Below are 23,351 nucleotides of genomic sequence, written 5' to 3' on the forward strand. Positions count from 1 at the left end.
CCTCAGTCCCATGGGATTCAGGACGAAGGCCGCTTCACTCAATTTCATTTTTTTGTATGGTTTACAAGACGGGTTGAGGTTCTCGTCTCAGGCCAAGCGTCCGCCCTGTTGAATTATGAATTTCACGGATAAGCTCCGGGTTTTTCAATAGTGACACGCCATAAGAAGGAATCATTTCTTTTATTTTCGGTTCCCACGCTTTAATATGCTGCGGGAAGCATTTATTTATAACCTCAAGCATGACGGAAACGGCGGTAGAAGCACCCGGAGATGCGCCGAGCAATGCGGCAATCGATCCATCAGCGGCAGTAATCACTTCCGTACCAAATTGAAGCGTTCCTTTGCCGGCAGCAGTATCTTTGATAACTTGTACACGCTGGCCCGCTACGACTAAACCCCAATCCTCGCTCTTCGCGCTCGGGATAAACTCGCGTAACTCTTCCATGCGCTGTTCTTTCGATAACATTACTTGCTGGATCAGGTATTTTGTCAATGACATCTCTTTTGCGCCTGCCGCCAACATCGTTAAGACATTATGCGGTTTTACGGAAGTTACCAAATCAAACATTGAACCGGTTTTTAAAAACTTGGGTGAGAAACCGGCAAACGGACCAAAGAGTAATGATTTTTTATTATCGATAAATCTTGTGTCAAGATGCGGAACAGACATTGGAGGAGCGCCGACCTTAGCTTTGCCGTATACTTTGGCATGATGCTGCGCTACAATATCCGGATTATTACAAACCATGAATATTCCGCTTACTGGGAATCCGCCGATATGCTTCCCTTCAGGAATACCCGATTTTTGCAGTAAATGCAGGCTTCCGCCTCCGCCTCCGATAAAGACGAATTTTGCCGTATGGCGCTCGACGCTGCCGTTATCCGCATTGCGCACTTTCAATTCCCACGAGCCGTCGCTAGTACGATTAATATTATCCACACTATGTTTGTATTTTATATCGACGTTTTTGCTCTTTAAGTGGTCAAACAACATGCGCGTTAAAGCGCCAAAGTTGACATCCGTCCCAGAGTCGATTTTTGTTGCCGCAATAGCTTCATTTGCCGTACGGTCTTGCATAATAAGCGGAATCCATTCCATCAGTTTTCTCGGGTTATCGGAAAATTCCATTCCTTGGAACAAGGGATTGTTTGACAAGGCTTCAAAACGTTTTTTCAAAAACGATACATTTTGTTCCCCTTGTACTAAACTCATATGAGGCAGTGGCATAATAAAGTCCTGCGGATTACGGATCAGCTTGCTGTTTACAAGATAAGACCAAAACTGCATGGAATCCTGAAACTGTTCATTAATTTTCACAGCTTTACTAATATCTATCGATCCGTCCGGCTTTTCGCTTGTGTAGTTAAGCTCGCACAGTGCGGCATGCCCCGTTCCCGCATTATTCCATTCGTTAGAGCTTTCCTCTCCCGCGTTTGCAAGCTTCTCAAACACTGTAATTTCCCATTCTGGTACTAATTCTTTCAGCATTGAACCTAAAGTCGCACTCATGATTCCGGCACCAATTAAGATAACGTCTGCTTTGGTTTGTCTGTTACTCATTTTTACCGTCCTTACACGCTATTATTTGAAGAAAAGATGCAGCCGCTCCTGCTAAGGCTCCACAACAAGCAGGGCGCGTTCTAATTACGCACCTTTTCTGGTCAGTATATATCTGATCATAGTGTATCACTATGATGATAGATTAAGATACTTACTATTATAAGATAGTTAGTTGTTATTTAAAAGCTGGTAAATTTCAGTGATGACATATTCTTGCAGCTAGGAAGCGAGAAACTGTCTACTAAAACCAAGGAATACAAAAAACCAAAGCCTTAACCCGGCTGCTTGCAAGGGCTGTGGCTTTGGTTTGCCATTTCCAGTGAATAACCGCCCTTCGTGTTCCTTGGCTGCGCCTGCTGGTCGTTATACTTAACAGAAGTCATCGAATCTAGTGCCCCTTGGACATCGTGTAGTACGATGTCAGAACTTTCTACAATGGCGACCTTGAAATTCGGGCAGTTTACTTTTTTTATACTCATCGTAATACAACTTTGTGATTGAAGGGAATACTTATAATGGATGCCTGAAAATGGGCATAATGCAAACTTGGAATACTTCAAAAAAGGGCTATACACCTGTTAATGCTAACAATTCCATTCGGAAGGACGATCTTTGTATGAATACTGTCCTGCTTGTCATTTTGCTGGTGATCGTTGTTCTGCCGCCTGTTATTTTCTTGAGCTACATGTACATCTTATCGAAGAGCCCCAAGCACTCGATTATCCGTTCGTATCCGTTTCTCGGCTGGGTACGTTATTTTCTTGAAAAAATCGGTCCGGAATTTCGCCAATATTGGTTCGATAGCGATACGGAAGGGAAGCCGTTTTCGCGGGACGATTTTATTGGCGTCGTATATGCCGCAAAATACCGGACGGATATCATTGCGTTTGGGGGCAAACGTGACTTTGAGAAGCCTGGCTATTTTTTGTCCAATTCAATGTTCCCCAAATTGTTGAGCGAGCTCAAAGTCGATAACGATGAACTCGTCCCTGGCAAAAAGTATGAGATAACAAGGGAAGGTCTCTTTTCGCGACAGGAAAAAATGATTGACCAAAACATCAAGCGATGGCTGCTGCACGATGACGATATCATTGTGGTCGGGGAAAACCGCAGGCACCCATGGCGGCTCAAAGGCATGTTCGGCGCTTCCGCAACCTCTTACGGGTCTGTCGGCGAGCACTATATCCAGTCGACGGGCAGTGGTGCATATATGGCCGGTGGTTCCTGGATCAACACGGGTGAAGGAGGCGTTGCCGATGTGCATCTGGCCACGGGAGTTGATATCGTCTCGCAAATCGGTCCGGGGATGTTTGGCTTTCGCGATGATACAGGCCATTTTTCCATTGAGGAGTATAAACAAAAAGCAAGCAACCCCAATATTAAGGCGTTTGAGCTAAAGTTCGCACAGGGAGCCAAAATACGCGGTGGACATCTGGAGGGCAAGAAAGTAACCGAAAAAATAGCTGCCGCTCGCAAGGTGCAGGTAGGCAAGACGGTCAATTCACCGAATCGCTTCGAATTTTTGACGAGTCCAGAAGAAACACTTCGCTTTGTGCAAACCTTGCAGGAAGCAGGTGGCAAGCCGGTCGGAATCAAGATTGTCGTGGGTGATCCCCAGCGGCTCGACCCGTTTTTCCAGGCCATGGTCGATATGGAGATCTACCCTGATTTTATAACTGTGGACGGTTCGGAAGGAGGATCCGGTGCTGCATTTAAGGCGATGGCGGACGGTATGGGGCTGCCGCTTTATCCTGCACTGCTGATCCTCGATGATACGGCGCGAAAGTTCGGCGTGCGGAACCGCTTCAAAATTTTCGCTTCGGGCAAACTCATCACTCCTGACAAAGTGACCATTGCCCTTGCGCTAGGCGCCGACTGCGTCAATTCGGCGCGCGGATTTATGTTGGCAAATGGGTGTATTATGGCGATGCAGTGTCATACTGGCAGATGTCCGACTGGAATTACGACGACGGATGACAAATTCCAAGCCGCACTGGCACCAGAGGAAAAGCAGTGGCGTGTGATGAATTACATTTTGCAATTGAGGGAAGGCGTGTTTTCGCTGGCGGCGGCATGTGGCCTAGAGAGCCCACGGGGGTTGAGTCGCGAGCATGTGGTGTTAACGAGCGAAAGTGGCCGCTCCATACGGATCATTGATATATTTCCTTACCCTGACCGCTGACTTCTTATGACTTAGGAAGATGTTTCCGGCCGACTGCCCTTGTGTGACGGTTCAGCTTAAAGGGGGATATCGGCGAAACGTAAGAAGGAGCTTGTCGCCGCGCGACAACTCCTGGTAATGACGTAATACTATTTCTTTTCTCTCACTCTTTAAGCTTCTTCCTTTCATTTCTTAGAATATCTCGGTTTCTTTCCACAAAATCAATGAGAAACTGAATTTGTTCATCATTATATTGTTCGAACATTGCGTGTATGGACTGTCCAAAAGACTGTAGATGCTTCATGATATCCTTCTCAGCTTTTTCTTTATTTACTTGGATAATCACTTTTCTGCGATCTCCGGGATCCTTTTCACGAATAACGTACCCTACTTTTTCAAGCCTGTCGATTACCCCCGTTATCGTCCCCGTGGTAAGCCCGGTTAGCTCTGAAAGCTTTCCGGCTGTCATGGAATGATTCTCCATCATAATATCCAGACATTTGTGATCGGTCGAATTCAATCCCAATTGTTCGGCTACGGTTTGGTGAAACAGGATGGTATCGGTGCTGAAAAGCCGTAGTTGTTCATTAAAAATTTGCAGCAAGCTCCCCCTATGCTCAATTGACACACGGAACCCCTCCATATATAATTATCTTATCTCACGAGATAAATCAATTATCACGGGAGATAAATTATTCACTTATCATTATAACTATTTCAGTGTAAAGATGAAAGGAGCGTGCAGGTTGTTGAAAAAGATGTCCCTGAATCAAAAAAATGGGTGGTTAATTTTCCATCTCCTTTTTACAGCGATGTGGATCGGAAGTGCTTTTACCCAGTTGGTTTTGATCTTAATTGTCTTTTTTACTACCAATCCAGAGTTTCTTTATTCCGCCCATTCGTTTATGCACATTTTTGATCTTGCTCTCATTATTCCCGGAGCATTGGGAGTTGTCGTTACAGGCATCGTTTTATCCGTCCGTACGAATTGGGGACTAACAAAGTATTATTGGATTATATCCAAGGAAATCATCGCTTTTGTTCTGATCCTTTCTGGTGGGGTTTTAAATATATGGGTCCAGGATGCCATTCAAATTACGGCGCTGGAGCGTCTGGATTCCCTAAATAACGCCAATTATATTCATGACCGACTGATGCTTCTTGTTTTCGGCGCGTGTCAATTGACCTTGTTATTAGCCGTGATTTTCATCTCCGTAAAAAAACCTTGGGGAAAGCGCTTGAGCAAACGACTCCCCCAGCCTTCAAACCAAACCTCCTCATAATGTGAGCCGAATCCAATATCGTTGTCCGTCAACCGCGCCGATATGATTTTCCATTCGGTGAAACATCAGCCAACCGCCAGCCGCGTGCCCTGTTGATTCGCATTACCGCTTGACCTTAGGTCTGACCCAAGGTTTATAGTGGTGTTATACCGACAACAGCCTAAGGAGTAACGCCTATGAAGAGCGAAATCACGATTAGCGAATTAGCCAAGCTAATGAACGTGTCCGTACACCAAATTCGTTATTTTGAAGAGAAGGGAATTCTTCAACCGGCTTACGTGGATCGCAACCAGTATCGAATGTACGGTATGGATCAAGTTTACCGTTTAGCGCATATTCTGCTGCTTCGCAAGCTGGGGGTGCCCGTCCAGTCCATCAAGGAGTGCATCACCTCCTATTCAGCGGATCAATTGGGACAGCTTCTTCATCGTTCGTTGTTAGAGATCGATACGGAGCTGCTTCGCCTTCAAGAGCTGAGGCAGTTCATGAACAAAATTTTACAAAAACAACCGAACGTTAGCCCGCAGTCCGAGCACTACCGGGTGAAGCGGCGGGACACCGCTTATTTGACGCGTTGGATGGAAATGGAGTCCGGTTCGAAGCTTAATGCCAGGGGGCTGGTTGAACGGGCGGGACTCGTCCCGGACTTGTTCGAATCCGATATTCACTGCATAGAGGATGGTTCGGGTACACTTACTTTATACTTGGAAACGCAAGCGCCAGGCGACTATTCTCTGCCTGAAGGTGAATATCTAGCTGTCCTAAGACTGATTCATGAAGAAGATGAGCTTGAACAAGCGATCGAACAGTTCTACGACTATGCTGCTGCGCAATCGTTTGCCCTAATCGGCCCCCTCATTCTCATTGAAAGATCTTATCTATCCTTATTTACCCCAGACAAGCTGCATTACGAGCTGCAAGCCTTGATCGAACCGGACGAACATTCCGGAAAGGGGGCTCGACCATGAGCGCGGCGCCCTTAACGATCGAGCAGATGCAGATGAAATATAATGCGCAGGTCAGCCGGCTGCTTGTCCAAGGGTTTCGCGGGAAATTTCAATCGCTGACGAATATGAAGGATGACGATCTCGCTCTTTTTTTCGAAAAACTGTTGGATCACTATCCCCACGAACCCTTTGGCCGCAGGATGGTCGTCTTACTGGAGGGAATTGTTGTAGGAACGATGTCCATTCAATGGAAAGGCGATTCCGATCCCGAGCTAAAGCGGAAACCTCTTTCATGGAAGAGCTTCAACAGGTTCGGTAAGTGGAACCTTATGAAAATGATGCTCGGTTTGCATTTCTTAGAGCACAAGCCTCAGGCAGGAGAATGCTATATTGCGGACCTTGTCGTCCATTCGGACCATCGAGGTATCGGAGTTGGAACGAATCTGCTCCAATGGGCGAAGCAATACGTGCAAGCCGAGCCTCACCTGGATGTACTAAGCTTGTTCGTCTCAGGCCATAACGAACGTGCTCGGCATCTCTATGAGCAGTTATCGTTTCATACTAAGTTCCAAAGAAGCAGTTTAGCGCGGCATATCTTTTTCAGAGAACGGAAGTGGAATTATATGGTCCTGAGATTGAAATAGCAGCTTAGCGGGTCTCTCTGCGAAAAAGACAACGATTCATTAACTCATTGACACGTACGATTAATTTAATGCTAACGGGACACTTATAGCTTTATACAGACCACATAGAGGCAGCCGGCATTAACCGGCTGCCTCTTCCCCGATAACAGTCCATGACAAGAACCCACGTTCTTTATCCGACATGAGACAAAAACATACCTCCTTAACCGAGGAAGCTTATTCTCAGTTAAATAGCAGGATACTTCAATGGATTTAGCGAATACACAAAGATACAGATCATGGAAAAATTGTGGAATTATCTTTTCGCAGAAACAAATTAGGAAGCAACGATCCTTAATAGTTCGAAGAAGATAACAAACGGAACAGAAATTAGGTATTGGCGGAAACCAACTACATTATGGATAGGAGTGATTTTTAATGAGAATGGATAACTCCACAATCAATGCCATGTACACAGAGGCTTTGCAGTCATTTGTGGAGAAGACTCGGAACGATGATCAGATCATTGCAGCCATATTGCTTGGCAGTCTATCTTACGACCAGGTGTGGGAGAAATCCGATATCGATATGAAGCTGATCGTGCACGATCAGAAGCTGATCAAGCACTTTATGTGCTTTGTTGAAAACGGTATCACGATTAATGCAAGCATCCAGACACGCGATGAATTCAAACGGTGGGTGGAGAAATCGGTGTCCACCTCTTTCGATCATTCCTATCTGCTGCGGGGAACGCTGCTGTTCACGAAGGATAAGTCGCTGGAACAATACTTTGCGAATATCCGCTATATCGGCGAGCGCGACCGGCAGCTCCAGCTTTTGCAGCTTGGCTGTTTTGCGCTCGGCGGACTCGCCAAAGCGGAGAAATGGCTGTACATCAAGGAAGACGAGCTGTACAGCGCATTTTGGATGATCAAAATGATCGATACGCTGGCGCAAATCGAAGTGATTCGCAACGGCGAGGTTCCAATGCGCGAATCCGTGCAGCAGGCGATGACGTTCAATCCGGATTTCTTTCGGGACGTCTACGTCGGGCTGGTTGGCGGTTCTCTGGATAAGGCGAAGGTCCAATCGGCACTCGACCGAATCGTTCGGTTTATGCAAGAACGGGAGCTGGACCTGTTCCGTCCGATCCTCGATTACCTGAAGCAGGAGAAGGATGTCCGCTCGATCTCCGAAATGGCCGATAAGCTGGGGTCGGTCGTCCGGCTTGATACGGGCACTCTGGAGATGGCCTGCAGTTGGCTCGTTAACCGCGGTCATATGGCGCTGCTTCCAACCGATGCGAAGGCTACGCCGAAAAGCAGAGTTTATTTGGAAGAACCGGCTTATTTGCTCGAGGAAGAAGACGATTTTACATAAAAGGAGTGTCGTCAACCCATGAAAACGAGGATCGAGGTAAGAGGCGCCAGGCAGAACAATCTGAAGAATATCGACGTCAACATCCCCCGGGACAAATTGACGGTCATCACGGGCGTGAGCGGCTCCGGCAAATCCTCCCTTGCGTTTGAGGTGATTTACGGCGAAGGGCAGCGCCGCTTTCTCGAATCGCTGTCGACCTTCGCCAAAAGCCGGATGAACCAGCTGAAGAAACCGGACGTCGATTTCGTCTTCGGCCTGTCCCCGGTCATTGCGATCGAGCAGAAGAAGGGCAGCTCGAACCCGCGCTCCACGGTCGGAACGATGACGGACATGTATGACTTTCTCCGCCTGTTGTTTGCCTCTTCCGGTGAAGCGTGCTGTCCGTTTTGCCAGCATCCAATCGCGGCGAAATCGGTCAATCAAATGATCGACCATGTGCAGACGCTGCCTGCGGGAACCGAGCTCGAGGTGCTCGCTCCCATTTTCAAGCTGTACGACGAAGATTACCAGACGCTGTTCGACGAGATCCGGAGCAAGGGCTTCCGCTCCGTTAAGATCGACGGGGCGATCCATAACCTGAGCGATCCGCTGGAGCTGGACGATGAAACGGACTATCAGATGGAGGTCATCGTTGATAAGGTGGTCGTTGCGCCGTCACTTTTCAAAGCGCTGGCCAAAACGATCGAGAACAGCCTTGAGCTGGTCGGAGAAGGCTTTATCCGATTTGAAGTTACGCAGTCCGGCGGCAAACCGGTCGATATGGACGCCTTCTATCGAAATTTCGGCTGTCCGGTGCATCATCTCGTTATCGGGGAGCTGCATCCGTCCTATTTCTCCTTCAACGATCCGGGCAGTGCGTGCCGGACATGCGGCGGAATCGGGACCTACATGCGGACGGAGAAGCGGTTCTTGATCAAGAGCCCGGAGAAAAGCGTCAGCAAAGGCGCGCTCGACCATAATATATACGGCCCCAGCACGAAGAAATCGTATCGGGGAATGCTCTTTCACAGCATGTTCACGCATTACGGGTACAGTTTGGACACGCCGTTCAACGAATTGCCGGATGACTTTGTCGACCGGTTATTTCATGGCACCCGGGGTGAGCAGTTTCCGAACGTCGTTACGGACGATCATCCCCGCCATGCCAAGAGCCAGGAAGGCAAGCTGAGGAAATACGGCGGACTCGTGAACGAGGTGAACCGGTGGTACAAGTGGCATGTGAAAAGGAGCGGCGGAAACGGCGGCGGGGACAACGATTTCTTCAAAAGGGTGATGGTGGAGCACACGTGCCCGGACTGCGACGGCAAGAAGCTCAAGCCCCAACGGTTTTGCGTGCGCATCGGCGGCAGGGACATTCACGATCTTTGCAGCGTGCCGCTGAAAGAATTGAAAGCGTTCTTGGATGGCGTTACGTTCCCGGAAGAGAAGATGAAGGTGGCCGGGCAGATCGCGGGCGAAATTCAATCGAGGCTTACCCTGCTCCTCGATATCGGGCTCGAGTATTTGAATCTGGGCCGAAGATCGGACACCATATCGGGCGGAGAGGCGCAGCGCATCCGTTTGTCCACGCAGATCAGCTCTGGACTGATGGGCATGCTGTATGTGCTGGACGAGCCGAGCATCGGGCTGCATGCCAGGGACAGCATGCGAATCGTGCAGACATTGAAGAAGCTGCGCGATATCGGCAACACGATTATCGTCGTCGAGCATGATATCGATACGATCCGCAGCGCGGATTATATCATCGAAATCGGACCGGGGCCCGGAGAGCGGGGAGGCCAAGTCATCGCGCAGGGCTCGGCCGCGCAGCTGCGGAAAGCGAAGGACTCGCTGACCGGCGCCTTCCTGTCTGGCGCAAGAAGGATCGACGTTCCTTCCAAGCGGCGGGCCCTCTCCGGCTTATGTCTGCGCATCAAGGGTGCGCGAGCGAACAATCTGCGCAACGTAAACGTCGACATTCCCCTTGGCGTCATGACCTGCGTCACCGGCGTCTCCGGCTCCGGCAAGAGTACGCTAATTAATGAAGTAATGTTTAAACAGCTGTACGCCCACTTTCATGACCAGCGGATTATGCCGGGCGAGCATGATTCGATCGAAGGCATCGAACACTTGTCGGGCATCATCAATATCGACCAATCGCCGATCGGCCGAAGCACCCGCTCCAATCCGGCTACGTACGTCGGATTTTTCGACCGGATCCGCGAGCTGTTCGCGGAAACGGAGGAGGCCCGCTTACGCGGACTCGGCAAGAACGAATTCAGCTTCAATCAGAAAAACGGCCGCTGCGAGCATTGCCAAGGCGAAGGCATCGTCACGACGACGCTTCAGTTTATGCCAGACGTCGAATCGGTATGTCCGTCCTGTAAAGGAGCCCGGTTCAACAACGATGTGCTTGAAGTGCTGCTGAATGGGAAGAACATCGCACAGGTGCTCGATATGAGCATCGAGGAGGCGGTTTCGTTCTTCAGCGATCAGCCGTACGTTGTGCATAAATTGAACGTGTTGAATCAACTGGGGTTAGGGTACCTCAAGCTCGGCCAATCCTCCACGACCCTCTCCGGAGGCGAAGCGCAGCGAATTAAACTGGCGACCGAGATCAGTAAGCTGAAGCGCGGCTCGCATAATCTTTATATTCTCGATGAACCCACGACCGGACTGCATCTTCACGATATTCAGAAGCTGATCGACTGTATGAATCAACTGGTTGACAACGGTCACTCCGTGCTTGTCATCGAGCATCATCTGGATGTGATTAAAGTTTCCGATTATTTGATCGATATGGGACCGGACGGCGGTAAAGACGGAGGAACCGTCGTCGCACAAGGAACGCCGGAGCAGGTAGCCGTAGTAGATGCGTCGCATACCGGGAGGTTTTTGAAATCCGTTTTAGCTACGGATAATCGGTATTGGCATGAACCGGTAATGCAAACGAACGCTTAAGCTTTGGCAAGCCCTATATTTAAACAAACAACCATTGACGACATGAATAGTCGCCAATGGTTGTTTGGGTTTACTTGTCGATTAGATTAGTTGTCTTAAGCAATCTTGCCGTCCATGCCGTCGCTTCGGCGCGTGACATAACCGCTTTACAAAGATAACTCCAACGATTTCTTAATGAGACACTAATATCTCGTTGGCGTCAACTACCGTACTACCGTCCAAGTCTTGAACATTGTCGACGGTCACATAAATATCGGAATCCTCATTCATGCTGTCATTGAAGCTAAGGCAAAGTTCAACTTCCTGGTTAGAATCTTGGAGTCTGTTTCCCTCTATCCCTGCTTGCCAAAACTCCATTTTGTCACATGACAGAATGGAGGACTATCGTCTCTTTGATGTCACTTGGCCTTCAATTATCATGGGGTTATTATCCAAACCCGCTGATGCTTTTTTTATGACCACTTAAATTGAAGCAACGTTTTTTGCCAGCCCTTATGCTGCAAGGTTTCCTGCATTGCCGCGGTGAAGTCCGCGGCATTCGATATTTCAGTATAATGTTCTGGTAATAGCTTAGATAATGTCGATATCGCTTCCGAAGACTTCATCATTTGCAGGATATCTTCAAAATCGATACGTGAGCTTCTGCTGCTGCCATGCAGTGTAATGCCTTTCTCAAGTACATCTCTCGTATTGATCGGTACCCTCTCCTCGCTTACACCCATCAGCACCAGATGTCCGCCGCGAGCCATCAAATCAATACCTTGGTTAATCGCGCTTTCACTGAAATTGCCGCCCGTGCATTCAAATACAACATGAGCGGATGCAGCTAGAAAATCATAGTCCCGTACCAATTCAGTTTGTGCAAAGGTAAAGGCGCTCAGCTTTTCAGGGATTGCCCCGAAAACAACCAGTCTTTCCTTTGGAATTTGAAAAGCGTGATGAAGGACAGCTGCTGTAATGTAACCAACCGGTCCGTCACCGAATACGGCCACAACATGGTTAGACAAGAATTGGGATACACAGCGTGCTGCCCGAATAGATACACTGCAGAGCTCAGACAATACGGCAATCTCATCTGGTACATCAGCTGGAATCGGGACGATACATTCCTCTGGAATCATAAGCCTGTTTTGGGCGATCCCGTCTTTCCCACTGCCAAGAAAATAACCGCGATCGCAATAGTTATCCTGTATTTCTCCGCGACAAGCAGGACAGCATTGTTCAGCCGAAGTACGTCTCAGCACATAGCCCGGTACATTTGGCACAATCACCACTCTAGTGCCCACTGGCAGTGTAGGACTCTTGCTGATTATGACTTTACCGATTCCCTCATGAATCAGTGCCATCGGTAGTTTTTTAGCCAATATCTCCTGGTTGCGCAGTCCTCCAAAATACCGCAAATCTGCATGACATATACTAGCTAATGTTGGTTCTATTACTACAAAACCTTCTTCCAGATTAATTACAGACTCGCTTTCCTCCACTTGAAATGGCGAAATGAGCCGTAATTGACGAGAACGAAAGCTCTCCGGTTCCCTATCTTCAGTTATCATTGCTAAGTCCCCCTGCAATCCATTGGATAGTTGTTCTGCGCTTAGATTCGATGAAGAAACAGCTTTTCTTGAACCATTTCTGCATCACGCAGCAAAGTTTCCAAGGGCGTTTCAAACTGATATTCCAGGATCGCGCGGTAGGTATGATTTTGTTCACGCAATGCCGACCAAATCGGTTCCCACTCAATTGTGCCGATCCCAATCGGATCGTGTAAATCATCAACGCCATCATTGTCATGCAAATGTACAGCTGTCAGTCGGGATCCAAGTGCTCGAATCAAAGCCGGGATATCCCATTGATTGATTTGAGCATGCCCCACATCCACCAAAGCAGATATCGTAGGTATCTCTTCAAACAACGCCACAAATTCCTCCTGATCGAACAGAGCGAATTCATGGAATCCCACGTTTTCAACCGCTAGATCCACCCCTAAACGGGCTGCGACATCCCCTAATCGCTTCAAATTTTCTTTTGAACGTTGTTGGGTTTCTTTTCGATTAAAAATAATCGTGGAGTACAAGCTTGGATGCAGCACCATTTGTTCGGCCCCGATCTGTTTCGTCCATTCCAAGCAGCTTTTATATACTTCAAACGAATACTCCGCGATCATGGGAAAGCGAGACGAAGCGATGTTTAATTCCCAGATCGGAGAATGAACACTTTTGGGGCCCTTGTAATGCACAAAACGTTCCAGTTCTTGAATCCAATCCACCGGAGCTGTCCAGTTTGGTCCGTCCATTGGGATTTCGATTCCACCATCCCATTTTTCAAAGAGTTCAGCCGAATCTCCAATCCTTTTCATATAGGGAAGTAAATTTATAAATACTGCCACCGCCATCTCCTGCCTTTGCTTTAGAATGAATTCACAAGGCAAGTGTACGCTTCGATTAAAGAGTTATTCTATTTACATTTTTACAAATACTTATCTGTTGTTTATTTTCAAAAAAATTGATAATGAGCAGAGAAAGTGTAAATGAACATCAGGAGGAACGGACTTGTTTGAATGGATACGAAAAATTAAACTGAATTCACTGCCTGTAAGAATTTTATTTTGTTTTCTTACTGTTCTAAGTATTCTAGCTATCATCTTTGTATTTACCTTTTCCTATTATAGCCGCGCTATAGAAAAAGAGATTGTTACCTATCACGAAGCATTAAATCAACAGACAGTCGATTCTTTTGAAAAGCAGTTTCGGGTATGGCGCGGTCTTTTGCTTGGATATCAGTTTGACAGCCGAATTCAACAGATCGCAGAACAAAGCTACACTTCAGGTAAATATTCATTAGACTATATTATGATGGATAACATCATTAAATCGATCCAAACCTCGATATCGCAATCGTCATATTACTTAGAGGATCTTTTCATTGTATTCAAAGAGCAACATTTTCTTATCAATAAACAGGCACTTATTGATAAAGATCGTTTTCTGAAAAAATATTATCATTCGGCAAATTCAGATCTGGAAGCATGGATTTTTGATCCTTCCCCCTCATCAGAGCTTTCCGTTTTTCCAAATGTGGCATTTCAGACAGGCTATAACGGCAATAAGACCAAGTCCTTACTCCCTGTCCAAATCAATTTGCCCAAAAGTGAATTTAACATCGTAGCATTTATCGATATTGAACGGTTATATAAAGATCAATTTGGCTATATAACCGCTGACCAGTTTGTTCTCAACTCATCGTTCGATATCATATTTCAATCGAATGATAAACACCCCCTGGATATCTCTCTAGTGAGTGACTCCTTGGAGCATTCGAGTACAGATTGGACTTTACACGAGCAGCATTATTACTTTTTCAAAAAAAATAATGGAAATCGCCAGATCTATGTCACCGCTATCGCCATGTCGGATATGAACAAAACACTGGTAAAGTTAAACCATATTACTCTTGTATTATTCATCCTGGCTTTAGTTCTGGCTATTATTATGTCGATTTTGTTTAGCAAACAGCTAAATGCTCCCGTTCGAGATTTGTTAAAGCAAATGTCACTCGAGGGTGAACCGCAACAAACCAAACCCTCATTACGTTCTTCCATCTTTGAGTTTCAAATGATCAATGAACATATTCAAGAATTGCATCTGAATCGTTCTGATATTGAAAGTAAGCTGGCCAATCATGAAAATTTGTTAACCCACTATCACTACATGACACGTTTGAAAAATATTTCTTTCAATACCAATTGGAACTGGCCCAAACCAACCGGAACCTTCTACATCATTATGGTTCAAGCGAGAATTCGACATATTTTGGAAGAGAACGTCGTTAATGAAAGCATGAAGAGAATTTATGATCACATACACCGCATATCAGCAGATCTATTTAGTCAACCGATCACAACCATACAAATGGAAGATACGCAGCTGCTCTCTTTTGTGCCAGATCAACTCCATGGAAAGCTTCATTCGTTCCTAGACGATTTTGTACAGGTAATGGATTCCGAAAAATCATCGATATTGCTAACCATTGCAGTCAGTCCAATTATTACTGAATCTACCCAATTGCAGTCGGTTTATCACCGGCTTCTGCAGCAAACCAAGCTTGCAAAACCAATCATGGAACACCAGATTTTTTATACGTCCGACACTCATGACATGATGATGACAGATGAACCGATGATTTTGAGTCTTGAAGACGATCGACTGATTTCGGAATATATACTCATGGGTAATATATCTCTGTCCCAGCAAACAATTTCGAAGCTTTTTGATGAGATTAACGAATCGGTATCCACAACAGCACAACTAGTCGAACTTTCGGATTATGTCATTCGCAAATACAAGAAGGCACTAAAGCAGTTAAAGGTGGAGTTTCCAAACTCACTCATCCGTTTTAAGCTGTACCTTCAAGAATGTGTAACCATTGAACACTACAAGATGCTTATTTTATCCATACTGGACGATGTTTTGCAGCTGATTAACGAAAAAAGAGCCGGAGCACAGGATATCATCAACACGGTTTTGTCTTACATCGAAAATCACTATCAGGATGACATCTCCCTAGATTACATTGCTTCCAAACTCAATATGTCGGCTGGGTATTTATCCTTATATATCAAAGAAAACACCGGCACTAATTTTATCGATCATTTGAATGGCATCAGGCTGAAGCATGCCAAGCACATGCTTCAAAGCAACAACCTGTCTATTCAGGAAGTTGGCATGAAAGTCGGATATCGTAATGTTACGTCGTTTATACGTATGTTTAAAAAAGAAACCGGTACAACACCAGGTGATTTCAGAAAAAAAACAGCATACCCTCTTGTTTGAGGGCATGCTGTTAACCTTTTACCGAACCAATCATAACCCCATTTACAAAGTATTTTTGAAGGAACGGGTATACACACAAAATGGGAAGCGTAGAAACAATAATGGCTGCGTACTTCATCGCAATTTCTACGACAACAATGTTGCCTTGGATCGGTGCTCCGCTGCCCGTCATTTCACTGGACAGCACAATATTGCGCAGGAACAATTGCAGCGGGTACAGATCATCACTGCGTAAGTACAACATTGGCGCCATAAATCCATTCCAGATCCCTACAGCATAGAACAAGCCGACTGTCGCGATAACTGCCTTCGAAACGGGTAATACAATCCTGAACAAAATGCCAACCTCCGATAGACCATCCACTTTCCCTGACTCTTCCAGTTCCTTAGGAATGCTAAGAAAAAACGTTCGCATGATAATCAAATTCCAAGTGGAAATCAAACCCGGAAGCACCATAGCCCAGATGGAATCCAGCAAGCCCAGCCCTCTGACGACCAGAAATGTCGGGATCATCCCCCCATTAATAAACATCGTCAGTACAATCATAAGCATGATCGGCTTTTGGAAAATCATCTGCTTCTTGGACAGCGGATAGGCGCCTAGCACAGTCACCAGCAAGCTGCATGCCGTGCCTAAGGTGACATATATTAGCGTATTTTTATACCCGGTTAAAATTCTTCCATCTTCGAATACATATCGGTACATATCGAGATTGAAATCAACAGGGTACAACCACACTTTTCCTTGTGTAATGGGTCCGCTTCCGCTCATGGAAACAGCCGTCATATAAATAAACGGATAAAGGCATGCCACAACGACGAGCGTCAGGATCAATACATTCATATAATCAAACCAGGACGCTTTTTTATTCATAACTTCATGCCCCCTGTTTACCACAAACTGTTGCCGTTAATTTTACGGCTTGCCCAGTTCGCGCTGATAATAAAAATAATGCTGATCAACCCGGTAAATAAGTCAATCGCGGAAGCATAGCTGAAATTGCCCTCTGAAAGCCCTACCCGATAAACATAGGTACTAATAATATCTGCTTTTGAGTATACGGCAGGCGTTGCTAACAAATAGACTTTTTCAAACCCGATTTCCAAAACCTTCCCGATATCCAAAATGAGGATAATAAGCACCGTCGGTGCGATTCCCGGCAGCGTAATGTTCCATGTCGTTTGCCAGCGATTCGCTCCGTCCAGCCGCGCAGCTTCGTACTGCTGAACATCAATCGTACTCAGGGCTGCCAGGTAAATGATCGTGCTCCAACCTAGATGCTGCCAAATTTCGCTTGAAGTATAAATCGTTCGGAACCAAGACTCCTCTACGAGGAAATTGACACGATCAAAACCAAGGAGAGAGATCAAGTCATTGATAATTCCGTTACGTGGAGACAAAAACATAGTCATAATACCGGCAGCAATGACGTTTGAAATAAAATGCGGCAAATAGCTGACGGTTTGTACAAAGCGTTTGAAAAACACATGGCGAACCTCGTTGATAAGCAAAGCAAGTATAATAGGTGCAGGAAAACCGAACAACAACTTCATAAACCCGAGTGCAAACGTATTCTTGAGAACCGGCCAAAAATCACGACTGTTCATGAATTGACTAAACCACTTCAAGCCCACCCAGGGGCTTTCCCATATTCCGCGATGCAAGTTGAAATCCTTAAATGCGATGACAATGCCGAACAACGGTCCGTACTTAAAAATAAGGTAATACAACACACAGGGCAAAACGAGCAAAAGCAGATAACGATCTTGTCGCACTTTTGCAATCCAAGATTTTTTGTTCAATATTCCGTGCCTCATCTGACTTTATCCCTTCTCCCATGCAGACTTAAGAAAAAAGTCTTCCTCCTTCCTCAATTTTGTTGAAGTCGAAGGAAGACTTAGATCCCATTAGTTATTCAGGAAAGATTGAGCACGTCGATACGCATCTTCATGTACTTTCATGACCTCAGCCAGACCGAGTTTCTTAATTTCCGAGACGTATTGATCCCATGTGCTGAAATCGCTTTGACCCAGAATAAATTTTGCGATTTGCTCGTCACGATATTTGTTAATCTCTGCATTTTTAAAGGTCAATGTATCGTTCTCTTCCTTCGTATAGGCGAGTCGAGGCTGCAAAGGCGCTTCATGGCCATTCTTAATTTCCACCATCGCCTCATTGAATTTGTCCGAGCTCATATAAGCATAAGCATTCATATCAACGACTAAATGTGAACCATACGTTGCGATGCCGGTTGATGTCCGAATCATTCCAAAACTTACAAATTCATCATTGAAGCGACGATTCCCGTCCTTCACGTAGTACGTTTCGCCTTCCTTGCCGTAAGTGGCCAGTTCGCTGCCTTCCGGCGAGTACAGAAAATCAACATATTTAAGCACTTCGTCCAGATTATCCGTATTAGCTGCTACAGCCATTCCACGGTTGAGCAAACCATCATATGCGTTATGCGGCTTGCCATGGTCTCCGCCAATTGGAGGCGTCATGTAGTCCAAACTGAAATCATTTGTTCTTTGGATAATGACGGGAACTTCATCCATGATCATGTAATCATTTGCGATAAATGCTTTATCTTGCGCAAGCAAATCATTGAACTGATCACGTTTCATCGCCATAAAATCCGGTGGAATCAAACCTTCTTTATAAAAGAGGTTCAGATATCGAAGCATTTCCTTAAAGCTGTCTTCAATGGGTCCATATCGCCATTCGTCTTTCTCATAATCAACATACGCCCCAAACCAAGTGCCAAAACCTGCTGCAGTATTCGTGAGTCCTGTCAAATTATCATAGATGGCGATTGGATAACTATCGGGATACAGTTTCTTCAGTTCCTTTGCCACCTGATACATTTCGTCCCAAGTGGTTGGAGCCTTCAAATTATGTTTTTTAAAAATATCGTCGCGGTATGTCCAAGAACGACGGTTTGTTTGTTCTAGCCCGTAATGCGGCAAATAATAGTTTTTACCATCCGCGGACAGTATGGCCGATTTGACTTCTGGATGATCCTCAAGGAACTTGGAATAGTTCGGCAGCTTATCTAGATGATCGAAGAAGTTGAGCAGCGCTCCGCTGCCGCCGTAGGTATTGGCTTGAGTCAGATTTGAAACAATCATAATATCCGGCGTGTCCCCTGCAAAAGCCAGATTTAGGGCCGTATCGTAATCACTTGGAGGTGCAGTTACCTTAAACTTAATGCCGAGCTTTTCTTCATAGTATTTATATATTGCCCAATCTTCTTTGTACGGCCAGGATGGATGCTGGAAAACCATCATATCCAATGTAACCGTACGATTGTTTCCGCTCTTTGCATTGCTAGTGCTGCTGCTCGTTCCAGACGAAGAAGTATTGCTATTTTGCGTTGAGCATGCTGTAGTTGCCAGAACCATTGCAAGTATAAGTAAAACCTTGCTCATTACCGATTTGTTACTCATGCATTCATCATCTCCTCTATCGATTTGGGTTGACCGCAACAATGACTTTACATAACCCGGAGATTCATTTCCATTTACATCTTTCAAGATTAAAAGCGAATTTTAACGGCAAAAAAAACGGCAATTTTATGTGATATGGTATATGGTTGCATCTTGAAGAACTCCAGCAATATTCACCATCCACGATTCAGATTCATTCCATTTCTTGCGCAATCGGGTAGGAGGACATGCACTGAAGGCCATCGAAGTAATCGGCAACCTGGTTATACGTCATTCAATGGACTGGGATGAAGAGGAATTTGGACAATTATACCGAATGGATATTATGGCATATATTTCTAGATAAAGGAGCTGTATAGTTTGACTTTTGAAGAAACGAACAGAAGAGGGAAATTTGAATTAACGTTCCCCGTACGTCTGGTATCTGATGTTAAAAAGTCTCAGGAATGGTTTCGCAATGTGTTGAAATGTAACGATATTAGCGGGTGGGGACATGCAACTAGGGAAGGCATGGGACTTATATTATTGCAGGCCGCTTCACCGGAAGATATTCGTAAGAACGCTGTACCGAAGAAGCGCTCCGATTATCCGACGGAATGGGAAGGCCCGGATGATGGTTGGGATTCTTTGATTTACGTCGAATGGGATAACCTAAATTACGTCGTGGAGGAAGTACGGAGTAACGGCGGTAAAATTGCGGTCGAACCTTTTGAATATTCACACGGAGACCATACGTACAAGAAAGCTCATATTTCTGACCTGGACGGATACAACATGGTTTTAAGCGCGCGGCGCTTACAGACAGACGAACCAAATCATCAAGACCAAGAAAATAAATTTAAAAAGACGTTTCAAGTACGCCTTGTCTCCGACTTGAAGAAATCGATGGAATGGTACAGCCATGTATTAGGATGCGATGAGGTGAACAACTGGGGATATGCAAGGCGCGGCGAGATGGAAGTGATTTTACAGCAGGCGACATCACCGCAAGATGTACGACCCAATGCTCAGTCCGGAAAAATTTTTGGGATTCCCTATACGTGGGAAGGTCCGGATGAACCCTGGGATACTTTCGTTCATACGCCATGGGAAGATGTGGCTCTTATCGTTGATGAGGTGCGAGGAAAAGGCGGTACGATTGGAATGGAACCCATTGAAAGTTCCGAAGATGGCTGGGACTTTTTGAATGCACAAATTTTGGATCCAGATGGATATAGCATCATTCTTGGAGGAATGAGAAGAAGCAGTGACTCCTAAGTAAAATGGTCCCCATTTAAAAATCACCGCTATCCAGACATTCCATGACTTTAGTTTGATTAATTGATATCTGCTTTCTGCTCGTACGGATCAAACCCTTAATAGACAGCTCTTTCAGGAAACCGGTTACCGATTCCCTGGTAGCGCCAATCATATTTGCGATTTCCTGATGGGTGAGTGCAAAATCGATTTTCACGTAGCCGTCCTCTTCTACACCAAATTGTTCGGATAACTTCAGCAATAAATGCAATATGCGTTCTTTTACATGTCCAAGGGCAAGTTTCTCAATAAGTTCATCTCTTTCCTTCAGTCTTTCACTTAATTCCTTTAGAAAACGCAAAGCTAATTCAGGTCTTTTTATCAGGAACTTCTCAAAATGCTCTTTCATCACAGAACAAATGAGCGATTCCTCTATGGTTTCAATGTATACGTCATGCGTCTCGAACGAGAATGAGTCAACTTCACCAAACATATTGCCGGGACCTAGAATCGCCGCGGTAAACTGCCTTCCTTCACCATTGATTTTGAATACGCGAAGTTTGCCCTTCTTGACGAAAAATAATCCATCCCGCTTCAAGTCAGGCGATTGTACGATTATGTTTTTGGGAAGAGCATTAAAATGCGTCATCGGAGCCATTTGATCAAGTTCTTGCAAGTCTTCAGACGACAACGCCTCGAAAATTCTGATTTTGGACAGATACCAAAGTTTATCCACGATATTCCTGCAAAGCCTCCTTGATTTTCTCACGATCAAAGGAATGAAAGATATGGTTGCCAATTCGAATGAGTGGCGTTGCTATCCCGCCATAAGATAGCATATCGTTAAAGTTGTCTTTATCGAAGTCAACGTTCAATAGCTGGTAAGAAACTCCTTCCTCCTGAAAAAAATGTACAGCCTCTCTGCATGAAGCACAATGATCGCTTACATACAACACGATATTCATCAGATTTTTCCCTCCGTAGGTATTGAAGCCACCGGAAGAACCGATGGCTTTTATACCAACTACCCTTTAAAGTTACAGAATCATAATTTGATAATCCGCTGCGATCAGTTTCTCAAGACTGAGGTGACCTTCCGATTCAGCAAGAGGCGTAATTCCAGACGACACAACTTCTTCCGTAACGCCGAAAGAACTCGCACAGGACTGACATATACCCGCAATCACGCCGGTAGCTTTAACCGCTTTGTACAGCGGGTTGAGCATGTGAGACGGATCCTCAAATAGTTTGACCCAAACCGTTCCCATACCATCAAAGTAAAGCTTAACATCATGCTTGGCATCATGCAGTTCCTGAGCATACAGAAGACCGTGCAACGCTCTCCCCATTTCATTTTCAGATGCATGAATAATTATGGCTACCTTCTTCATTTTTCAACACTCCTTATTAGGTTTTACTTTATAGTCTCGAGGTATTCCCTGATCTGTTCCAGAGTTTTCGGGTATTCCCCGGTACTTCATCTTTTTCCGTGATGTCTTTCATATTGTTCTGAATCAATAATTTTGTTTCCCTCCTTTTCTAGGTCTGAGTCAATCATAAGCTTTGAATGACATCCCTTCCGTAAAATAGATTACAAAACAAAAGCTATGATTCAGGTTTGCCCCTTCCCAGAATGATGTCTATCAACAGCCTTCCGGAGCCTTCCTTGTCCTGCGGGAAAGGGAACATATTCCATTCTGTTTTTATTACCTTGATAATCTCACTCAAGAAACGGTAGCGATTCTCTCCGCACTTCATCATATCGGCGAAAAACAAATAGAGCCGGCCGCGGCCAGCTCTTTACTCCTCATCAATACACACCCATCCTGTCAAATCTTGTTGGCTGTTATGAATTTATTGGGGAGCCCAGTATCTCCCGCTTCTCAAACCGGTTTCTTGGAAAGCGCCGTCCGCTTCTTTTAAAACAAATAAGTTTTCCCCTTCGGGAGCACCCCACGACATCCCCAGCAGCAGGCCCTCATCCGAATGGGCAAGAAACAGCACCTCGAAGCGGCCGGGCTCATCCCCACCGTCTACTCTCCATGTACTGAACTCGTCGTATTTGGCGGGGAAATCCTTGAACAAGACTCTATCCCCTTTGATATAGGCGATGCTTGCCAGCATGTCGTCCGCTTCCCGCTCAAACACAAACAGAGCTATTCTCTCTTCTGCCGATTCGGACAGCAAGCGGCTCGCTGTGATTTTCCGTTTTTTCATTGCTTCCATCTGCGCAATCGTTTCGGCATCCGCCGGCAAATATTCCCCGGATTGCGATTCGCCGTCTACCGTGCTTTGTAAATCAATGAATGCATTCTCGCCAATGACGCCGTCCCTCGTTAACAGATAGGACTTGTTCGGTATGAGCTTGCCCTTCTTCGCCTTATAAACGTAACCGCTCATATTATTGAAATTATACATCGTTTGCCTGTTGTTATCCTGTTCATTGGCATCCTGCCTGCGGACAAACTCGATCTCAACCCAATCTCCGTTATTTCCTACGGCAGCGCTGAATTGTTTGGGATTCTCCAAGTCGGCTCCGCTCTCATCCGGGATGGTGATCAGCTGTTCCCCCGACTCATCCGCGAACCCAAACACATTTTCCAGACGTTTGTATTCCACCAACGCCGGTTTAGTCTCTCCCTCTGCCGTTTTCTCCATCGTTTGATCCGGCTGTTCCCCCGACGTTTCCGTTCCCCGTACCGCTTCATCAGCATGATCCCCAACCGCCGATGGCGGCTTAGCCGAATGTTCAACGGCCGGGTTACCGCATCCTGCCAGCACTAGCAGGAGTACCACTCCCCCGATCCATATCCCTCTCTTCCTCATCTTATCCCTCCTGCGGTTCTTCGGACAACCAGAACAACCGAATTGAACGCCATCGCCGTTCATAAATATTCCTCGATCAGCACCCCGAATGAATCCGCCAATACTTGGATCTCCCCGT

Annotated in this window: 19 protein-coding genes; 8 read left to right on the forward strand and 11 right to left on the reverse strand. The window is 45.8% G+C overall.

All coding sequences use genetic code 11. From position 1 onward, the window contains the following. Positions 1-61: 61 nt before the first annotated feature. Positions 62-1,561 (reverse strand): malate:quinone oxidoreductase, encoded by a 1,500-nt coding sequence (locus L1F29_RS33725; RefSeq protein WP_258386320.1) that lies wholly within the window; start codon positions 1,559-1,561, stop codon positions 62-64. 616 nt (positions 1,562-2,177) lie between these two features. Here L1F29_RS33725 and L1F29_RS33730 point away from each other — a divergent pair. Next, positions 2,178-3,743 (forward strand): FMN-binding glutamate synthase family protein, encoded by a 1,566-nt coding sequence (locus L1F29_RS33730; RefSeq protein WP_258389899.1) that lies wholly within the window; start codon positions 2,178-2,180, stop codon positions 3,741-3,743. A 142-nt stretch (positions 3,744-3,885) separates the two neighbouring features. Here the strand turns inward: L1F29_RS33730 and L1F29_RS33735 are convergent, their stop codons facing one another. Next, a complete protein-coding gene (locus L1F29_RS33735) occupies positions 3,886-4,350 on the reverse strand; it encodes a MarR family winged helix-turn-helix transcriptional regulator (protein ID WP_258386321.1) in 465 nt (154 codons plus the stop codon). 118 nt (positions 4,351-4,468) lie between these two features. Between L1F29_RS33735 and L1F29_RS33740 the strand changes: the two genes are divergently transcribed. The 5 genes from L1F29_RS33740 to uvrA all read left to right on the forward strand — a co-directional run bounded on the left by L1F29_RS33740 (position 4,469) and on the right by uvrA (position 10,895). Further along, positions 4,469-5,005 (forward strand): hypothetical protein, encoded by a 537-nt coding sequence (locus L1F29_RS33740; RefSeq protein ID WP_258386322.1) that lies wholly within the window; start codon positions 4,469-4,471, stop codon positions 5,003-5,005. Between the two features lie 176 nt (positions 5,006-5,181). Then, positions 5,182-5,973 (forward strand): MerR family transcriptional regulator, encoded by a 792-nt coding sequence (locus L1F29_RS33745; protein ID WP_258386323.1) that lies wholly within the window; start codon positions 5,182-5,184, stop codon positions 5,971-5,973. Continuing rightward, positions 5,970-6,596, forward strand: a complete 627-nt coding sequence (locus L1F29_RS33750; RefSeq protein WP_258386324.1) for a GNAT family N-acetyltransferase — start codon at positions 5,970-5,972, stop codon at positions 6,594-6,596. The genes L1F29_RS33745 and L1F29_RS33750 overlap by 4 nt, the downstream gene beginning before the upstream one ends. Positions 6,597-7,013: 417 nt before the next feature. Next, a complete protein-coding gene (locus tag L1F29_RS33755) occupies positions 7,014-7,955 on the forward strand; it encodes a hypothetical protein (protein WP_258386325.1) in 942 nt (313 codons plus the stop codon). Positions 7,956-7,973: 18 nt separating this feature from the next. Next, positions 7,974-10,895, forward strand: coding sequence for an excinuclease ABC subunit UvrA (gene uvrA, locus L1F29_RS33760; RefSeq protein ID WP_258386326.1), 2,922 nt, complete (start codon positions 7,974-7,976; stop codon positions 10,893-10,895). 452 nt (positions 10,896-11,347) lie between these two features. Here uvrA and L1F29_RS33765 read toward each other — a convergent pair whose 3' ends face one another. Both L1F29_RS33765 and L1F29_RS33770 read right to left on the reverse strand, forming a co-directional pair. Then, a complete protein-coding gene (locus L1F29_RS33765) occupies positions 11,348-12,448 on the reverse strand; it encodes a zinc-binding dehydrogenase (protein ID WP_258386327.1) in 1,101 nt (366 codons plus the stop codon). Positions 12,449-12,489: 41 nt separating this feature from the next. Continuing rightward, positions 12,490-13,287 (reverse strand): sugar phosphate isomerase/epimerase family protein, encoded by a 798-nt coding sequence (locus L1F29_RS33770; RefSeq protein ID WP_258386328.1) that lies wholly within the window; start codon positions 13,285-13,287, stop codon positions 12,490-12,492. Positions 13,288-13,444: 157 nt separating this feature from the next. Between L1F29_RS33770 and L1F29_RS33775 the strand changes: the two genes are divergently transcribed. Then, complete coding sequence (locus L1F29_RS33775) at positions 13,445-15,724, forward strand: helix-turn-helix domain-containing protein (protein WP_258386329.1); 2,280 nt, start codon at positions 13,445-13,447, stop codon at positions 15,722-15,724. A gap of 10 nt (positions 15,725-15,734) precedes the next feature. Here L1F29_RS33775 and L1F29_RS33780 read toward each other — a convergent pair whose 3' ends face one another. The 3 genes from L1F29_RS33780 to L1F29_RS33790 all read right to left on the reverse strand — a co-directional run bounded on the left by L1F29_RS33780 (position 15,735) and on the right by L1F29_RS33790 (position 19,171). Beyond that, the gene (locus tag L1F29_RS33780) at positions 15,735-16,598 is read right to left on the reverse strand and encodes a carbohydrate ABC transporter permease (protein ID WP_258386330.1); all 864 of its coding nucleotides are present in this window, start codon (positions 16,596-16,598) and stop codon (positions 15,735-15,737) included. 17 nt (positions 16,599-16,615) lie between these two features. Next, on the reverse strand, positions 16,616-17,542 hold the full coding sequence (locus L1F29_RS33785) for an ABC transporter permease (protein ID WP_258386331.1): 927 nt from the start codon (positions 17,540-17,542) through the stop codon (positions 16,616-16,618). 90 nt (positions 17,543-17,632) lie between these two features. After that, positions 17,633-19,171 carry an extracellular solute-binding protein gene (locus L1F29_RS33790; RefSeq protein ID WP_258386332.1) on the reverse strand — a complete coding sequence of 513 codons (1,539 nt, stop codon included), beginning with the start codon at positions 19,169-19,171 and terminating at the stop codon, positions 17,633-17,635. 360 nt (positions 19,172-19,531) lie between these two features. On the opposite strand from L1F29_RS33790, the gene L1F29_RS33795 reads away from it, so the two are divergent. Next, entirely contained in the window at positions 19,532-20,428 is an 897-nt protein-coding gene (locus L1F29_RS33795; RefSeq protein ID WP_258386333.1) for a VOC family protein, read from the forward strand. Positions 20,429-20,444: 16 nt separating this feature from the next. Here the strand turns inward: L1F29_RS33795 and L1F29_RS33800 are convergent, their stop codons facing one another. From L1F29_RS33800 to L1F29_RS33815, 4 genes are all read right to left on the reverse strand, one after another. Then, positions 20,445-21,143: a Crp/Fnr family transcriptional regulator gene (locus L1F29_RS33800; protein WP_258386334.1), complete on the reverse strand. Its 699-nt coding sequence runs from the start codon at positions 21,141-21,143 to the stop codon at positions 20,445-20,447. Then, positions 21,136-21,372, reverse strand: a complete 237-nt coding sequence (locus L1F29_RS33805) for a glutaredoxin family protein (RefSeq protein ID WP_258386335.1) — start codon at positions 21,370-21,372, stop codon at positions 21,136-21,138. Before L1F29_RS33805 ends, L1F29_RS33800 begins: the two co-directional genes overlap by 8 nt. A 72-nt stretch (positions 21,373-21,444) precedes the next feature. Further along, complete coding sequence (locus L1F29_RS33810; RefSeq protein WP_258386336.1) at positions 21,445-21,798, reverse strand: DsrE family protein; 354 nt, start codon at positions 21,796-21,798, stop codon at positions 21,445-21,447. A gap of 463 nt (positions 21,799-22,261) precedes the next feature. Next, positions 22,262-23,233 (reverse strand): hypothetical protein, encoded by a 972-nt coding sequence (locus tag L1F29_RS33815; protein WP_258386337.1) that lies wholly within the window; start codon positions 23,231-23,233, stop codon positions 22,262-22,264. Positions 23,234-23,351 lie beyond the last annotated feature (118 nt).

The sequence above is a fragment of the Paenibacillus spongiae genome (assembly GCF_024734895.1).
In the GTDB taxonomy this organism is placed as follows: domain Bacteria; phylum Bacillota; class Bacilli; order Paenibacillales; family Paenibacillaceae; genus Paenibacillus_Z; species Paenibacillus_Z spongiae.

What these genes read in the sequence shown, in the direction of transcription:
- L1F29_RS33755 (WP_258386325.1), top strand. Translation starts at nt 7,014, where the DNA reads ATGAGAATGGATAACTCCACAATCAATGCCATGTACACAGAGGCTTTG.
- L1F29_RS33815 (WP_258386337.1), bottom strand. Translation starts at nt 23,233, where the DNA reads ATGAGGAAGAGAGGGATATGGATCGGGGGAGTGGTACTCCTGCTAGTG.
- L1F29_RS33765 (WP_258386327.1), bottom strand. Translation starts at nt 12,448, where the DNA reads ATGATAACTGAAGATAGGGAACCGGAGAGCTTTCGTTCTCGTCAATTA.
- L1F29_RS33750 (WP_258386324.1), top strand. Translation starts at nt 5,970, where the DNA reads ATGAGCGCGGCGCCCTTAACGATCGAGCAGATGCAGATGAAATATAAT.
- L1F29_RS33785 (WP_258386331.1), bottom strand. Translation starts at nt 17,542, where the DNA reads ATGAGGCACGGAATATTGAACAAAAAATCTTGGATTGCAAAAGTGCGA.
- L1F29_RS33810 (WP_258386336.1), bottom strand. Translation starts at nt 21,798, where the DNA reads ATGAAGAAGGTAGCCATAATTATTCATGCATCTGAAAATGAAATGGGG.
- L1F29_RS33730 (WP_258389899.1), top strand. Translation starts at nt 2,178, where the DNA reads ATGAATACTGTCCTGCTTGTCATTTTGCTGGTGATCGTTGTTCTGCCG.
- L1F29_RS33805 (WP_258386335.1), bottom strand. Translation starts at nt 21,372, where the DNA reads ATGAATATCGTGTTGTATGTAAGCGATCATTGTGCTTCATGCAGAGAG.
- L1F29_RS33745 (WP_258386323.1), top strand. Translation starts at nt 5,182, where the DNA reads ATGAAGAGCGAAATCACGATTAGCGAATTAGCCAAGCTAATGAACGTG.
- L1F29_RS33725 (WP_258386320.1), bottom strand. Translation starts at nt 1,561, where the DNA reads ATGAGTAACAGACAAACCAAAGCAGACGTTATCTTAATTGGTGCCGGA.
- L1F29_RS33770 (WP_258386328.1), bottom strand. Translation starts at nt 13,287, where the DNA reads ATGGCGGTGGCAGTATTTATAAATTTACTTCCCTATATGAAAAGGATT.
- L1F29_RS33790 (WP_258386332.1), bottom strand. Translation starts at nt 19,171, where the DNA reads ATGAGTAACAAATCGGTAATGAGCAAGGTTTTACTTATACTTGCAATG.
- uvrA (WP_258386326.1), top strand. Translation starts at nt 7,974, where the DNA reads ATGAAAACGAGGATCGAGGTAAGAGGCGCCAGGCAGAACAATCTGAAG.
- L1F29_RS33780 (WP_258386330.1), bottom strand. Translation starts at nt 16,598, where the DNA reads ATGAATAAAAAAGCGTCCTGGTTTGATTATATGAATGTATTGATCCTG.